13 protein-coding genes and 1 pseudogene are annotated in these 14080 nt (G+C 65.9%); 5 read left to right on the plus strand and 9 right to left on the minus strand.

What is annotated here, in order from left to right; genetic code table 11:
* Nucleotides 1-50 precede the first annotated feature (50 nt).
* The 3 genes from ACFPPA_RS15875 to ACFPPA_RS15885 form a co-directional block, all read right to left on the minus strand.
* Nucleotides 51-1304 carry a polyhydroxyalkanoate depolymerase gene (locus ACFPPA_RS15875; protein WP_377321642.1) on the minus strand — a complete coding sequence of 418 codons (1254 nt, stop codon included), beginning with the start codon at nucleotides 1302-1304 and terminating at the stop codon, nucleotides 51-53.
* Nucleotides 1305-1404: 100 nt separating this feature from the next.
* Nucleotides 1405-2151 (minus strand): class I SAM-dependent methyltransferase, encoded by a 747-nt coding sequence (locus ACFPPA_RS15880; RefSeq protein ID WP_377321644.1) that lies wholly within the window; start codon nucleotides 2149-2151, stop codon nucleotides 1405-1407.
* 41 nt (nucleotides 2152-2192) lie between these two features.
* A complete protein-coding gene (locus ACFPPA_RS15885) occupies nucleotides 2193-2705 on the minus strand; it encodes an RDD family protein (protein ID WP_377321646.1) in 513 nt (170 codons plus the stop codon).
* Nucleotides 2706-2761: 56 nt separating this feature from the next.
* Between ACFPPA_RS15885 and xerD the strand changes: the two genes are divergently transcribed.
* The 4 genes and pseudogenes from xerD to ACFPPA_RS15905 form a co-directional block, all read left to right on the plus strand.
* Nucleotides 2762-3679, plus strand: a complete 918-nt coding sequence (gene xerD, locus ACFPPA_RS15890) for a site-specific tyrosine recombinase XerD (protein ID WP_377321648.1) — start codon at nucleotides 2762-2764, stop codon at nucleotides 3677-3679.
* Between the two features lie 193 nt (nucleotides 3680-3872).
* On the plus strand, nucleotides 3873-4259 hold the full coding sequence (locus ACFPPA_RS15895; protein ID WP_377321650.1) for a hypothetical protein: 387 nt from the start codon (nucleotides 3873-3875) through the stop codon (nucleotides 4257-4259).
* A 198-nt stretch (nucleotides 4260-4457) separates the two neighbouring features.
* Entirely contained in the window at nucleotides 4458-4847 is a 390-nt protein-coding gene (locus ACFPPA_RS15900; protein ID WP_377321652.1) for a VOC family protein, read from the plus strand.
* A 528-nt stretch (nucleotides 4848-5375) separates the two neighbouring features.
* Nucleotides 5376-5723, plus strand: a pseudogene (locus tag ACFPPA_RS15905) (helix-turn-helix domain-containing protein); the annotation flags it as partial.
* A 20-nt stretch (nucleotides 5724-5743) separates the two neighbouring features.
* On the opposite strand, the gene ACFPPA_RS15910 reads toward ACFPPA_RS15905, so the two are convergent.
* The 5 genes from ACFPPA_RS15910 to ACFPPA_RS15930 all read right to left on the minus strand — a co-directional run bounded on the left by ACFPPA_RS15910 (nucleotide 5744) and on the right by ACFPPA_RS15930 (nucleotide 9922).
* Nucleotides 5744-6343: a hypothetical protein gene (locus ACFPPA_RS15910; protein ID WP_377321654.1), complete on the minus strand. Its 600-nt coding sequence runs from the start codon at nucleotides 6341-6343 to the stop codon at nucleotides 5744-5746.
* 58 nt (nucleotides 6344-6401) lie between these two features.
* Nucleotides 6402-6983, minus strand: coding sequence for a DUF3501 family protein (locus ACFPPA_RS15915; RefSeq protein ID WP_377321656.1), 582 nt, complete (start codon nucleotides 6981-6983; stop codon nucleotides 6402-6404).
* Nucleotides 6984-6985: 2 nt separating this feature from the next.
* Nucleotides 6986-8326, minus strand: a complete 1341-nt coding sequence (locus ACFPPA_RS15920; protein WP_377321658.1) for a (Fe-S)-binding protein — start codon at nucleotides 8324-8326, stop codon at nucleotides 6986-6988.
* 79 nt (nucleotides 8327-8405) lie between these two features.
* Nucleotides 8406-8825 carry a rubrerythrin family protein gene (locus ACFPPA_RS15925; protein ID WP_377321660.1) on the minus strand — a complete coding sequence of 140 codons (420 nt, stop codon included), beginning with the start codon at nucleotides 8823-8825 and terminating at the stop codon, nucleotides 8406-8408.
* 128 nt (nucleotides 8826-8953) lie between these two features.
* Nucleotides 8954-9922 (minus strand): LysR substrate-binding domain-containing protein, encoded by a 969-nt coding sequence (locus ACFPPA_RS15930; RefSeq protein ID WP_377321662.1) that lies wholly within the window; start codon nucleotides 9920-9922, stop codon nucleotides 8954-8956.
* Nucleotides 9923-10261: 339 nt separating this feature from the next.
* Between ACFPPA_RS15930 and ACFPPA_RS15935 the strand changes: the two genes are divergently transcribed.
* The gene (locus ACFPPA_RS15935; RefSeq protein WP_377321663.1) at nucleotides 10262-12943 is read left to right on the plus strand and encodes a M1 family metallopeptidase; all 2682 of its coding nucleotides are present in this window, start codon (nucleotides 10262-10264) and stop codon (nucleotides 12941-12943) included.
* A 67-nt stretch (nucleotides 12944-13010) separates the two neighbouring features.
* Here the strand turns inward: ACFPPA_RS15935 and ACFPPA_RS15940 are convergent, their stop codons facing one another.
* Entirely contained in the window at nucleotides 13011-13949 is a 939-nt protein-coding gene (locus tag ACFPPA_RS15940) for an alpha/beta hydrolase (protein ID WP_377321665.1), read from the minus strand.
* Nucleotides 13950-14080 lie beyond the last annotated feature (131 nt).

Raw genomic sequence — 14080 nt, forward strand, 5'->3', positions numbered from 1 at the left:
GGCACATGTCCCGCGCCGGGAGCGCGGGGGGATCATGGGAAAGAGCGAGCTCAGCTGGCGCTGGTATCGAACTTGCGGATGAAGTCGCGCACCTGCGGGTACACCGTCTCGCGCCAGCGGCGGCCGCTGAAGATGCCGTAGTGGCCGGCGCCCTCGATCACCTTGTGCACGCGGCGCTTCGCCGGGATGCTGCTGCACAGGTCGTGCGCCGCTTCGGTCTGGCCCAGGCCGGAGATGTCGTCCAGCTCGCCTTCGACGGTCAGCAGGGCGCTCGACTCGATCGCGGCGGGGTTGACCCGCTCGCCGTTCACGTCCCACAGCCCGCGTGGCAGCAGGAACTGCTGGAATACCCCGGAAATCGTGTCCAGGTAGAACTTCGCCGGCATGTCCAGCACGGCGTTGTATTCGTCGTAGAACTTGCGATGCGACTCGGCATCGTCCATGTCCCCGCGGACCAGATCCTGGTAGAAGTCCCAGTGCGAGCTGAGATGGCGGCTCGGGTTCATCGCGATGAAGCCGGCGTGCTGCAGGAAGCCGGGGTAGACCTCGCGGCCGCGGCCGGGATAGTTGCTCGGCACGGTGTGGATCACGTTGCCCTTGAACCAGGACAGCGGTTGCGTGGTGGCCAGGTTGTTGACGCTGGTGGGGCTGCGCCGCGGGTCGATCGGGCCACCCATCATGGTCAGGCTGCGCGGGGTGGCTTCGCCACGCGCCGCCATCAGCGACACGGCGGCCAGCACCGGCACGGTCGGCTGGCATACCGAGATCACGTGCAGCGATTCGGCGCCGATATGCCGGATGAACTCCTCGATGTAGCCCACGTAGTCGTCCAGCCCGAACGTGCCTTCGGCGGCCGGCACCATGCGCGCATCGACCCAGTCGGTGATGTAGACCTTGTGATCGCGCAGCAGCGTGCGCACGGTGTCGCGCAGCAAGGTGGAATGGTGGCCGGACAGCGGCGCCACCACCAGCACCACCGGGTCGACCTTCATCTTCTCGATGGTGGCCGGATCGTCGCTGAAGCGCTTGAAGCGCTTGAGCTCGCAGAACGGCTTGGCCAGTGCCACGCGTTCGATCACGGCGATTTCGTGATCGTGCGCGGTGGCGCTGTGGATATCGAATTCAGGCTTCTCGTAATCCTTGCCCAGGCGGTGGATCAGTTCGTAACCGGCCGCCATCCGCTGCGCGCCGGGAAACTGCGCGAACGGGTTGCTGTGATCGTTGAGCATGCTGGAGTTGGCTTGCGCGAAGTAGCTCAGTGGACCGAGGAACGAGCGCTGCCATTCGTGGAGTTGATAAAGCATCGAATTGGATGACCGGGTGACGAAAACGCTTTCATCTTAGCGCTGTTTGGGCCCGCTGTGGTGCGATGCCGCAAAGTCAGTCGCCAGCTGGATCAACAAGTTACCCGCGACGGCAGTACAGCAGCAGCTCGTCGACCCCTTGCGTGGCGCCCAGCCCGGCTCGCCACTGCAGCGGTTTCTGGAAGCGCAGCCCGAGCGGCATGAACACGTGGTTGTACCACCACATCGCGCGCTCGCGCCGGTGGGTCAGGTACCACTGGCCGAGGTCGAGCAGGCGCGAGGACTTCGGCTGCATGCCATACACCGCGCTGTGTTCGATGCGGATGCCGTGGTCGGCCAGCTTGGCGACGATCCGCGCCGGCTCGTACCGGCGGCAGTGGCCGACGAAGTCGTCGAACGCGGTCCATGCCTCCGGGTGCAGCGGTACCGACAGCAGCATGCTGGCACCGGGTGCGGCGACCCGTGCCAGTTCGGCCAGCGCGCCGTCGTCGTCGGCGACATGTTCCAGGATGTCGAGCGCGCAGACCAGGTCGAAACTGGCGTCGGCGCAGGGCAACGCGCCGATCATGCCGTGCACCGTGCTGGCGCCGCGGGCATGCAGCCGATGCAGGGCGGCATGGCTGAGGTCGACGAAGCAGGTGCCGTCCAGCGGCAGCCGCGGGCGCAGGCCGGGCGCCACTTCCAGCCGACGCGGAGCCCCGGCCGCCAGTTCGCGCAGCAGCGGCCAGGTGTTGAATCGTTCCGGACCGATCAGTTTGGCCCGGGCCCACAGCGATTCGTAGAACCCCCGGTTGGCGAGGATCAGTTCGGCGTCGTTGCGACTTTCGGCGGGGCGTGGTGGGGACATCGGCGCATTGGACCCGGTAGGCGCTCAGCGTAACGTGAAGCTCAGCCCGCCAGGCGAAGCTCGGTCGCGGCGACGATGTCGTGCAGGGCGCGCCGGCGTGGGTCGAACAAGGCCACCGCGAACCAGCCGGCCCAGACTGTCAGCACCGTCCACAGCGTCGCATGCAGCCCGAGCATCGGCTGCAGCATCAGCAGCAGCAACGGCGCCGCCGCCACCAGCACGCGCAGCAGCGCCTGCTGCAGCGTGGGTGCGCCGCCATCGGCCCGGGTCAGCCGGATATGCCACGGCCGCATGCCCACGGTCTGTCCACCGCGCATCCACGAGCTGATGAAATACGCCGCCACCACCACTCCCTGCAGCGGCCGGTACCAGGCCGGGATCACGGTCCGCGCGCCGGTCTGGATCAGCTGGCCGCCGGTGGCCAGCTGGCACAGCAGGCCGACTACCATCACGATCGCGATCACGATCAGCAGGTCGTAGACCAGCGCCAGCAGCCGCCGCCACAGCGGACAGGGACGAGCAGGGTGGGATGGCACCTGGGTGTCTGGGTTCACGGGCATCGGGCTGCGGTCGCTTGCGTAGTGCGCGCGCAATGGCCAGCATCGTGCGCATGAAGAAGGAAGAAACTCACGCCAGTATCGCCGAAGCCGACCAGCGGAGCATCGCCGCCTTTCTGGAGCGGGTGTGGTCGGAGGACGGTCTGGCTGATCGCACGCTGGAAGCGTATCGCCGCGACCTGGAGGCACTGGCGAGCTGGCTGGCCGGGCGTGGCCGCAATCTGCGGGTGGCGCGGCGCGAGGATATTTCCGCGTATCACGGCGCGCAGTCGGTCGCATTGCGTTCGATCGCGCGGCGGCAATCGGCGTTCCGCCGCTACTACGCGTTTCTCGTCCGCAACGAACCGGGCTTTGCCGATCCGACCCTGCTGGTGGAACGACCGAAGATGCCACGCAGCCTGCCCAAGGCGCTGGCCGAGCGCGAGATCGAGGGTCTGCTCGACGCGCCGGATGTGGGCACCACGCTGGGCCTGCGCGATCGCGCCATGCTGGAGCTGATGTATGCCTCCGGCCTGCGCGTATCCGAATTGGTCGAGCTGCCGCTGGCCGCGCTCAACACGCGCCAGGGCGTGCTGCGGGTGACCGGCAAGGGCGGCAAGGATCGGCTGGTGCCGGTCGGCGAAATGGCGCTGGAGCGCATCGGCACCTATCTGTCCGGCGCCCGGCCGCAGCTGGCGAAGGGCCGTCAGCCGGCGGCGCTGTTCCTCAGCATGCGCGGCGAGGGCATGACCCGGCAGATGTTCTGGACCCTGGTGAAGCGCTATGCATTGAAGGTCGGGATCAACCCCAAACGCATCTCGCCCCACGTGCTGCGCCACTCGTTCGCGACACACCTGCTCAATCACGGCGCCGACCTGCGTGCCCTGCAGATGCTGCTCGGCCACAGCTCGCTCAGCACCACCCAGATCTACACCCTGGTGGCAAAGGAAGGCCTGAAACGCCTGCACGCACAGCACCATCCGCGGGGGTGAACGGCGCTGCCGGTAGCGCGCCACTCGCAGGCAAGCCGGGGCGGGTTGTCAGCCTGTAGTCCAATCTTCGCCGATCCAGATGACCAGTCTCGTAGGACAACTTGACCAGCGTTGCTAGCCCATAGACGATCCGACTGAAGGTCGCTTGTCGACGGAGGACACCGCCCAATCCGTAATCACAGGGAGGCTAGACATGACCGACCTGCCTTATTCGATTGAACTACACGACTCGACAATCAGCGGCATCGAGAGTCGCGACGGATCGATCATTATCAAGTTCAGTCGCGCATATGTGCATCTGGATGGCAAGGGATGGGCTCAGGAAGCTGAGATTCGTGTTTGCAGCGCAACCGTTGGTGGTGAGCAAGTTGACTACCCTGCCAAGGTAGGGGACGGCAAGCTTGTTACTGAAGATGGCCCTTATCACAACTTGCTCATGCTTCCCTTGTCGACCACCGGGCCAGTCAATCTCGAAATCGAGTTCTTCTCGGGGAAGGTCGTTCGTATAAGTGGGACCGGGATCGACGTGACCCTCAAAGGGCGGCGAACCCTCTTGGAACAGGTGGCGGGCCGTTTGTAAGTCCAATGGTCTGCTTGCGACCCGTAGCGGCCGCTCCAGGGCCATGGCTCTCCGCCCGGTTATACGTTTGTTTGTTAGCCTGACGCAGCAAAGGTAAACTCCCGGCAGAATAAGGGATTGCGTCAGTAGCTCCGAGCGCGATCAAGTATGTATAACCGGACCCACGGGTCCGTCTAATCAGTAGTTGGGCGCCTGAACATGCGCATTGAGCACATCGCCCTCTGGACCACCGACATCGAGCGTTGCAAAGCGTTCTATGTCTCGTACTTTGGTGCCACGACCGGTGCTTCGTACGTAAACCCCACAAAGGGGTTTGAGTCCTGCTTTCTGAGCTTCTCGGAAGGCGCACGCATTGAGGTCATGAAGACAACTACGCTGTCTCCTGTGTTCATTGAGGCAGGCGCACAGCGTATGGGGCTCACCCACTTCGCAATATCGGTCGGATCGGAGGCACGCGTTGATGCGCTCACCGCACAACTGAGGGCCGACGGGCACCCAATCGTCGATGGTCCTCGCCGCACAGGCGATAGTTACTATGAAAGCGTGGCGCTCGACCCAGATGGAAACCGAGTTGAAATCACTGCCTGAGGTGCAGCAGGCGCCTAACCCTTCCATCGAGGGAACTTGCTCCAGCGGGCTTCGCTCGCCTACGCAAGCCCCTCATGTCAAACGTTAAGTGTCGATGGCCGAGCTACGTACCAAGCCGATGCTCCGTGAGGCGGAACGCCTCGTAGCGGACGCTGAATACCTTCGAGGCAAGGTCAATGCGGAGTCGAATGGTTCCTGCCTGCTTGAATTGCTTGCCCTCGAGATCCTACTCGAGTGCAGCGTGCTGCTCGAAACAGGGTCACTTGAGCGCGGTCACGACTACGTACACATCTTCCTTCGTCTTGAGTAAGGAGCGAGACGAGAGATCGTTGAGGCAGCAGCTCAGCGCATGGGGCCAATCGCCGACTATTCAGACCCGTACTGGTTGCTCGCACTGTTCAGCTCAAACTTCATTCGCGCACGGTATCCGTACGAAGCTTGTAGATCCGGAATGTCCGAGTCTGACGGCGGATTCAACCGGTGGATGCAACACACTGAGAGCTGCCACAGGCAGCAGGAGCGTTGCAGATGCACTACCGGAAACGGATCTATTACTCGGAAACACAGAAGTCGTTGATGTGGGATCGCTGGCAGCGCGGCGAGCCGCTGCAGCAGATTGCCGACCTGTTCGATCGGCATCATTCCGCTATTGCCGGGGTCTTGGCTCGGTCAGGAGGCATTCGTCCACCACAACGTCGTCGCTCACTGCGGGCGTTACGACCGAACGTACGATAGGAGATATCGCGTGGTGTGGCTGCCGGCAAGTCGATTCGTTCGATTGCCGCTGCGCTGAACCGGGCGTCCTCGACCATCAGCCGCGAGCTGCAACGCAACCAGGGTCGGCAACGCTACCGGGCCGCGCAAGCCGCTCGAGCCGCTCAAGTCGCTCAAGCCGCTCAAGGCGGCAGGATATCGAGGCTCTCCACATAGATCAGCTCGCAGGCGCCCGCGCCGGTGTCGTCGCGGCTCATCGAGGTGCGCCAGTGCCAGCCGTTGGCGCGGCTGGCGTCGACCAGGAAGCCCTCGATGTGCACGACCTGGCCGGCGCGCACCTGTTCGAGTTCATGTTTCACGCCGGCATCGGCGGGGATCATGTGCATGTTCGCGCTGGACGTCTCGATCTCGCGGCGCGGAATCGGAAACTCATTGACGTGCCAGTAGTAGAAGCGGCCGGACTGGCTGATGTCGATCTTCGCCAGCACGGCGCTGTCGGACATGCGGCCCCAGCCCAGCGCGAGGTCTTCGGGGATCAGTTGGGCGTCGTCGCCCCAGGTATAGTCCGCACGCGACAGCACGCGGGCGGTGATGTCGAAATGCGCGCGGGTGGTCAGCGTGACGTCGCCGCGCTGCAGTTGCGCGCCGTGGTCGAGGTCGACCTGCACCGGCACTTCGGCGGCGAGCACGCCGGGGGCGGGATGCAGCGGGCGATGCTGCCGCTGCTTGAGTACGGCCAGCAGGAGCAGCAACGCGGCGGCGACGATCAGGAGCTTGCGCATGCGGGCAGCGGGCGTGAAGGAACGGGGAGTGTAAGCCGCCCGCCGGTAGCGTGCGCAATCAGTCGAAATCCGCTGCCAGCGCGCGGCGCTGTCCGGCGCTCAGGCTTGTCGTGATCGGCATCGCCGCCAGGATCGAGGCCAGGGTCACCCCGGCACCGGCGTGCCAGTCGGCGATCATGGCCGGATCCAGTTCGAAGCGCAGGAAGTGCACGGCGGCGGTCTTCTCGTCGTTGCCGCGATCCATGTCCTCGTCGGCGATGGCCGGGACCGGGGCGTGGCCGTCCACGAGCAGTTCGATGGCGTGCTCGATGCCACGCAGGCGCACCAGTTCCTGCCGGCGCTGGGCCTCGTCGGGAAACTCCACCATCATCGTGGCCTTGAGATTGCGGCCGTCCGGGATCAGCGGATTGTAGGCATCGAGTTCTTCCTGGATGCCGGCGGCCTCGAAGATGCGCTCGATGCGCAGCATCTCCTGGACCTGGTATTGCACGGTGTGCCGGTCCTCGAAGATCAGCGTGAGGTGCCCGCCCAGGTGCACCGTGCGTTGCTTCTTGTGCGCGAGTACGCGGGCGCGCAGCTCGTTGCGCTCCAGTGCATAGTTTTCCAGGCTGAGCAGGTCGGCGCGGGTGAGTTTGTCCATCGTCAGATTCCGTAGGCCTTGCGCAGCAGGCTCAGCGGATGCTCGGCGGCCGGCTTGTCGTCCAGGCCGTGGGCGATGTGGCCGCCGGCCATCGGGCAGTCGCTGGTGAAGTGGTCGGCTTCGGCCTGGCTGACCCGGCTCTCCACCGGCCTGGCCAGCTTGCGCGACAGCGCATAGGTCTTGTGCTTGACGCCATAGGTGCCGTCGTGGCCGGAGCAGCGCTCGATGGTGACGACTTCGGTGCCCGGCACCAGCTGCAGGATGTCGCGCGTCTTCGGCCCGATCTTCTGCACGCGCTGGTGGCATGGCACCTGCCAGGCCACCTTGCCCAGCGGGGTCGTGAAATCGGTGTCGAGCAACCCGGCCTTGTGCCGTTCGGCCAGGTATTCGAACGGATCGAAGAAGCGCTCGCGCACCAGCGCCACCTCGGCGTCGTCGGGAAACATCAGCGGCAGCTCCTGCTTGAACATCAGCACGCAGGACGGGACCGCCGCGGTGAAGTCCCAGCCGTCGCGCGCCATTTTCGCCAGCACCGGGATATTGCGCTCCTTGTATTTGCGCACCGTCTGCAGGTCGCCCAGCTCGAGCTTCGGCATGCCGCAGCAGCTTTCCTGCTCGACCAGCCGGGTCGGGATCGCGTTGTGCCGAAGCAGCGCGGCCAGATCCTCGACCACGCCCGGTGCCGAGTGGTCGCAGTAACAGGTGGCGAACAGCGCCACCTTGCCGCGGGTGCGCCCCGCCGGGGTCGCCTCGCCGCTGCCGTCGAGGTCGCGCAGGCGCCTGCGCGCGGTGGGCGAGTGATATTCCGGGACGCGTGCGTTGGCGTCGACGTCCATGGTCTTTTCCAGCAGCTTGCGGGCGCCGGGATTGCGGTTCGCCGCGTTGATCACCTGCACCACCACCGGGATCGAGGCGAGCTTGCCCACGGTGCGCGTGCTGGACAGGATCTTCGCCGACAGCGGCGCGCCATCGCGTTCGAACGCCACCGCCTTGGCGCGCAGCATCAGGTGCGGGAAATCCACGTTCCAGGGATGCGGCGGCGTGTACGGACACTTGACCTGGTAGCACAGGTCGCACAGGTAGCACTGCTCGGTGACCTTCGGGTAGTCGGCCTTGTCGACCCCGTCGATCTCCATCGTCTTCGACTCGTCGATCAGGTCGAACAGGGTGGGGAAGGCGTGGCACAGGCTCACGCAGCGGCGGCAGCCATGGCAGATGTTGAACACCCGCTCCATCTCCGCGTCCAGCGCCTGCTGATCCATGAACTCCGGCTTGAGCCAGTCCAGCGGATGCCGGGTCGGCGCATCCAGGTTGCCTTCGCGCGTTTCGTGGATCAGGTCCATGGTGCCTCCGGTAGGAGGGGTCGGAGTGCGTTTTCGTCGCGACGAAAACGCACTCCGACCCCGGTCCGCGATCGGCGCGTCAACCCAGTTCGTTCAGCGCCTTGGTGAAGCGGTTCGCATGCGAGCGCTCCGCCTTGGCCAGGGTTTCGAACCAGTCGGCGATCTCCTCGAAGCCTTCTTCGCGCGCGACCTTGACCATGCCCGGATACATGTCGGTGTATTCGTGCGTCTCGCCGGCGATGGCCGACTTGAGGTTGTTCGCGGTGTCGCCGAACGGCAGCCCGGTGGCGGGGTCGCCGACCGCTTCCAGATATTCCAGGTGGCCGTGCGCATGACCGGTCTCGCCTTCCGCGGTGGAGCGGAATACCGCGGCCACGTCGTTGTAACCCTCGACGTCGGCCTTGCCGGCGAAGTACAGGTAGCGGCGGTTGGCCTGGGATTCCCCGGCGAAGGCGTACTTCAGATTTTCCTCGGTCCTGGAACCTTTCAGGTTGCTCATGACATCACCTCATGGCGTGTGGCTGGGAGGGAAAAGCGAGGCGGCCATGACGGCCGTTGCCGCTCGAGCCTAGTCCGCGCCGTGCACGCGATGAAATTGATTGTTTCGATGGAACGGATAGCCCCCGGCTATCGGGGTTGGCGTTTGCGCGGGGGCGGCGGCAGCGCCGCCGCGGGCGGCGAGGCCGCGGCGTGCGTATCCAGCAGATCGGCCGGCAGCTGCCGGAAGACCTCGGCCAGACGCTTCAGAAAGGCATCCATTGCCGAGCTCTTGCGCCAGACCATGGCGACGCGCCGGCTCGGCGGGTGGCCCTTGAACTCGATCAGGTGCAGGTTCTCGACCGCCGCCACCGGCGGCTTCACCGAGGTGACCGGCAACAGGGTGATTCCCACATTCGCCGCCACCATCTGGCGCAGCGTCTCCAGGCTGGTGGCGCGGAAACCGCTGCGCTCGCCGGCGCCGGCCATGTGGCACACCTCCAGCGCCTGGTCGCGCAGGCAATGGCCGTCTTCCAGCAGCAACAGGTTCTGGTTGGACAGGTCACTCAATTTCAGCAGGCCCTGTTTGTGCGCCAGCGGATGCGCTTCGGAAACCGCCAGCAGGAACGGTTCCTCGAACAGGAATTCGCTGTGCAGGCTGTCCTCGTGCAGCGGCAGCGCGAGGATGGCGGCGTCGAGCCGGCCTTCGCGCAGCAGGCGCAATACCGCTTCGGTCTTCTCCTCGACCAGCAGCAGTTCCAGCTTCGGAAACGCGGCGCGCACCAGCGGCAATGCATGCGGCAGCAGGTACGGACCCAGGGTCGGGAAAATACCCAGCCGCACGGTGCCGGACTCCGGGTCCAGCGTGCGCCGGGCCACGCTGCGAATCTGTTCGATGCCGCCGAGTACGTCACGGGCGCGGATCGCGATGTCGCGGCCGACCTCGGTCAGCAGTACCTTGCGCGGCGTGCGTTCGACCAGCGGCACGCCCAGTTCGTCCTCCAGTTTCTTGATCTGGGTGGACAGGGTCGGCTGGCTCACGAAGCAGGCCTCGGCGGCCCGGCCAAAGTGCCGGTGCTCGGCAAGGGCGACCAGATACTGGAGATCGCGCAGATTCATCGGCCACCTCGGCTAGTCAATAGCTTGAAACTATGATTTCGATGGTAACAATCAATTGGAGCAATGCAAATACAGGGCTTACTCTGCATCCACTCCGATGGAGTAATACCCGTGCGTCGGAGCCACTCCATCTCCCCCGCAGGCGCACGGGCTACCCCGCCGGCGACGAGCCCAGCCTCGTCGCCGGTTTTTTTTTAAGTCGGCCCGAGGCGTGCCGCCGAGCGCAGTCGATACCTTTGCCCAGCCGCTCGGGCCAGGGCATCCGTGCCTTATGGCACTGGGTCGAAAGTCATTCCGGGCCCTAGTTTGTGGATCCTCTTCTTTCCAGGTCAGGTCCCCATGCGCCGTCTCGTTCGCCCGCTTCTGCTCACTGCGCTCGCTGCCTGTTGCGGCACCGCGCTGGCCGCCACCGCCGAGCAGGCGCCGCAAGGTCGCTTGCCGGGCTGGGCCGTGCCGCAGTCGTACCGGCTGGCGTTCAAGGTCGATCCGGCGCAGCAGGATTTTTCCGGCACCACCACGATCAGGGTCAAGCTGACCCGCGCCTCGGATCACCTGTGGCTGGACGGCAGCGAACTGAAGGTGTCGAAGGTGACGATCACCGATGGCGCCGGCAAGGCGCATGCGGGCAAGTACGTCGAGGTGGATCCGAAGGCGGGTGTGGTGCGGGTGGATTTCGGCCGCACGCTGAAGCCGCAGGAGCTGACCTTGAAGCTCGATTACACCGCGCCGCTGAATGCGCAGTTGCAGGGGCTGTACAAGGTCAGCGCCAAGGGCCGGCCGTACGCGATGACGCAGATGGAGCCGATCAGTGCGCGCTACGCGTTTCCGGGTTTCGACGAGCCGGGCTTCAAGACCCCGTTCGACATCAGCCTGACCATCCCGACCGCCGAAGTCGGCGTGGCCAATACCCAGCAAGTGAAGGAGGTCCCCGCCGGCAAGGGCTGGAAAACGCTGACCTTCGCGCAGACGCTGCCGCTGCCGACTTACCTGGTCGCCTTCGGCGTCGGCCCGTGGAGCATCCAGACGGCGCCGGACATCGCGCCGGATGCGTATCGCTCCCGGCCGCTGCCGCTGCGCGGCATCGCCGCGGCGGGCGAGGCGCAGCGCATGCAGCACGTGCTGAGCGAGACGCCGAGCATCATCCATGCGCTGGAGAACTACTACGGTTTCGGCTATCCGTGGGACAAGCTCGACGTGCTGGCCGCGCCGGACTTCGCCGCCGGCGCGATGGAGAACGCCGGCCTGGTCACCTTCCGCGACTGGCTGCTGCTGCTCGACAAGGATTCGCCGGCGCGCAACGTGCAGGGCTCGTTCAACGTCACCGCGCATGAACTCGCGCACCAGTGGACCGGCGACACCGTGACCACGGCATGGTGGAACGACATCTGGCTGAACGAGGCCTTCGCGACCTGGATGCAGCAGAAGGTCACCATGGAGGTGCACCCGGAATACCGCGCCGACCTCGACCGCGTGCGCGGCGCCCAGGGGGCGATGCGCAACGACAGCCTGGTCAGTGCGCGCCGGATCACCCAGCCGATCACCGGCAACGGCGACATCATGACCGCGTTCGACGGCATCACCTACCAGAAGGGTGCCAGCGTGATCGGCATGTTCGAGAACTACGTGGGCGAGAAGACGTTCCAGCGGGGCATGCGCGCATACATCCAGAAGCACAAGTTCGGCAATGCGGTAACCAGCGACCTGGTCGATTCGATCGCCGCCGCGGCGGACAAGGGCGAAGCATTCAAGCAGGCGTTTCACAGCTTTCTCGACCAGTCCGGCGTGCCCTACGTGCAGACCCGGCTGGAGCAGAAGGACGGCCGGACCGTGCTGCAGCTGAGCCAGAGCCGTTACCTGCCGGTGGGCAGTACGGGCGACACCAGGCGGGTCTGGGGCGTGCCGGTGTGCGTGCGCTACGGCACCGCCGACGGCAGCAAGGTCAGCTGCGAAATGCTCGACAAGGCGACCGGCTCGATGGTGCTGGCCGGTGCCAGCCAGCCGACCTGGATCATGCCGAACGCGAACGCCGATGGTTACTACCGTTTCAGCCTGGGCAGGCAGCAGCTGGCCGGTCTGGCCCATGAGGTCGGCCAGCTCAGCGACGCCGAGCAGCTCGCCTATGCCGATGCGGTCAGTGCCGGTTTCCAGCACGGCGACCTGGACGCCGGCGACGTGCTGGCCGCCCTGAAGCCGCTGACCCATTCGAAGATCCGCGAAGTGGCTACCGCGCCGTTGACCCAGCTCGAATGGATCTACCACCACGAAGCCACCACGGACGTGCAGCGTGCACGGCTGCAGACCTGGGTGAAGGACACGTACCTGCCGCGCCTGCAGCAGCTCGGCTACCAGCGCAGGGCCGGCGAAACCGAGGATGCTTCCCTGCTGCGCAGCACACTGGCCGGCAGCCTGGCCTTCGACTTCAGGCTGCCCGAAGTGCGTGCCGCGCTGCTCGGCCAGGGTGAGGCAGCGCTCAAGCGCAAGGCCGATGGTCGGCTGAATCTGACCGCCGCCGATCCCGATCTGCTGGGCGATGCGCTGGGCGTGGCGGTGCAGGAGCACGGCAAACCCGCCGTCGAGGCGTTGATCGCCGAGTTGCCGCAGACCAGCGACGCGGCGCTGCGCAATGCCATCCTCGGTGGCCTTTCCAGCGTGGAGGATCCGGTCCTGGCCGGGCAGGTGCGCAACTTCGCGTTGGACAAGCAGGTCAAGGTCGGCGAAATGGCGATGTTGCTGTACGGCAGCCGCGATACCCGGGCCCGGCGCGATGCGATGTGGCAGTGGTTCACTGCCCACTACCCACAGATCCTGGCGCGCACCGGCAGTTTCTCCGGCGGTCGCCTGCCCTCGCTGGCCGCTGGCGGCGGTTGCTCGCCCGCGGAAGGGGATCGCCTGCAGGCATTCTTCAAGCCGCGCGCCGGCGACGCGGCCGGCATCGAGCGTGGGCTGGCGCAGACCGGTGAATCGATCCGGTTGTGCAGCGCATTGAAGGCGGCACAGGATCCGGCAGCGATCCTGCGTTGAGCCGGGTTCGCTCCAGCGTTGACCGCCGCCGTTGACGAAGACGCCGGGCCACCGGGCCCGGCGTCTTTCATGGTGTGACGACGGACTCCTTCCGGTCGGTGCGGCGAGCCAGCCGCCGCCGCATGAAGCTGGCGACGTCGTCGAGTACCGGGGCCTTGCCACGGAACGGCCGGGACATCGCCAGCAGGATCGTGGCGTGGCCGGTGTCCGGGTACATCTTCAGTTCGACCGGCTCGCCCTCGCGGGTGAGCGCCGCGGCCAGCGATCGTGCGTTGCGCGGCCACACCACCCGGTCGGTGGTGCCCTGCATCAGCAGCATCGGCGGTTCGTCGCCATCGACGAAATGCACCGGCTGCGAGCGCAGCTGGACGGCGTGGGTGCGGCCGAACATATCGATGAAATCGGCATCCTTCAGCGGCAGGAAATCGTACGGGCCGGCCAGGCCGATGAAGCCGGCCAGCTGACGCGGTTGCATTCCGACGCCGGCGAGCCAGTGCGCGTCGGTGGCCAGCAACGCGCCGATGTGGGCGCCGGCGGAATGTCCCATCAGGAACAGCGACGACGGATCGCCGCCGTATGCGGCGGCATGCGCGTGGGTCCATGCGACGGCCTGCGCCGCATCCCGCATGAAGCCGTCCAGCCGCACCTGCGGCCACTGGCGGTAATCCGGGATCACCACCACCAGCCCCCGGCGGGCCAACGCTTCGCCGGCCCAGCGGTACCACGCGCGCTTGCCGGATTTCCAGCTGCCGCCGTAGAAGAACACCAGCACCGGCGCGTTGCGCGCATCGCGCGGACGATAGACATCCAGCGCCAGCCGCGTGGCCGGGTCGAACATCACATCGCGCTGGATCACGACGTCGCCCGGGCCGGAGCTGGCGTTGAGTCCGCGGAACAGCACCGCCTGGCAACCGGAAAGCAGCGCGCCGCCGAGCAGCAGCAGGAGCGAGGCGAGCAGGCTGCGGCGCGCAAGAGGGCGGGGCGAGCGGGGATTTTCGGGCGGCATGCGGGTTCCTGTGGCGGGGATGCGATCGGACGGATGCGGGTGCTCCAACCCCATCTTGCCGTTGGCGGCGTTGTATGAAGGGTGCGGGGGCGCTGTATCCAGATACGTGGGATGGCCGCCGCAGGATGCAG

It is taken from the genome of Rhodanobacter ginsengisoli (assembly GCF_042657065.1).
In the GTDB taxonomy this organism is placed as follows: domain Bacteria; phylum Pseudomonadota; class Gammaproteobacteria; order Xanthomonadales; family Rhodanobacteraceae; genus Rhodanobacter; species Rhodanobacter ginsengisoli.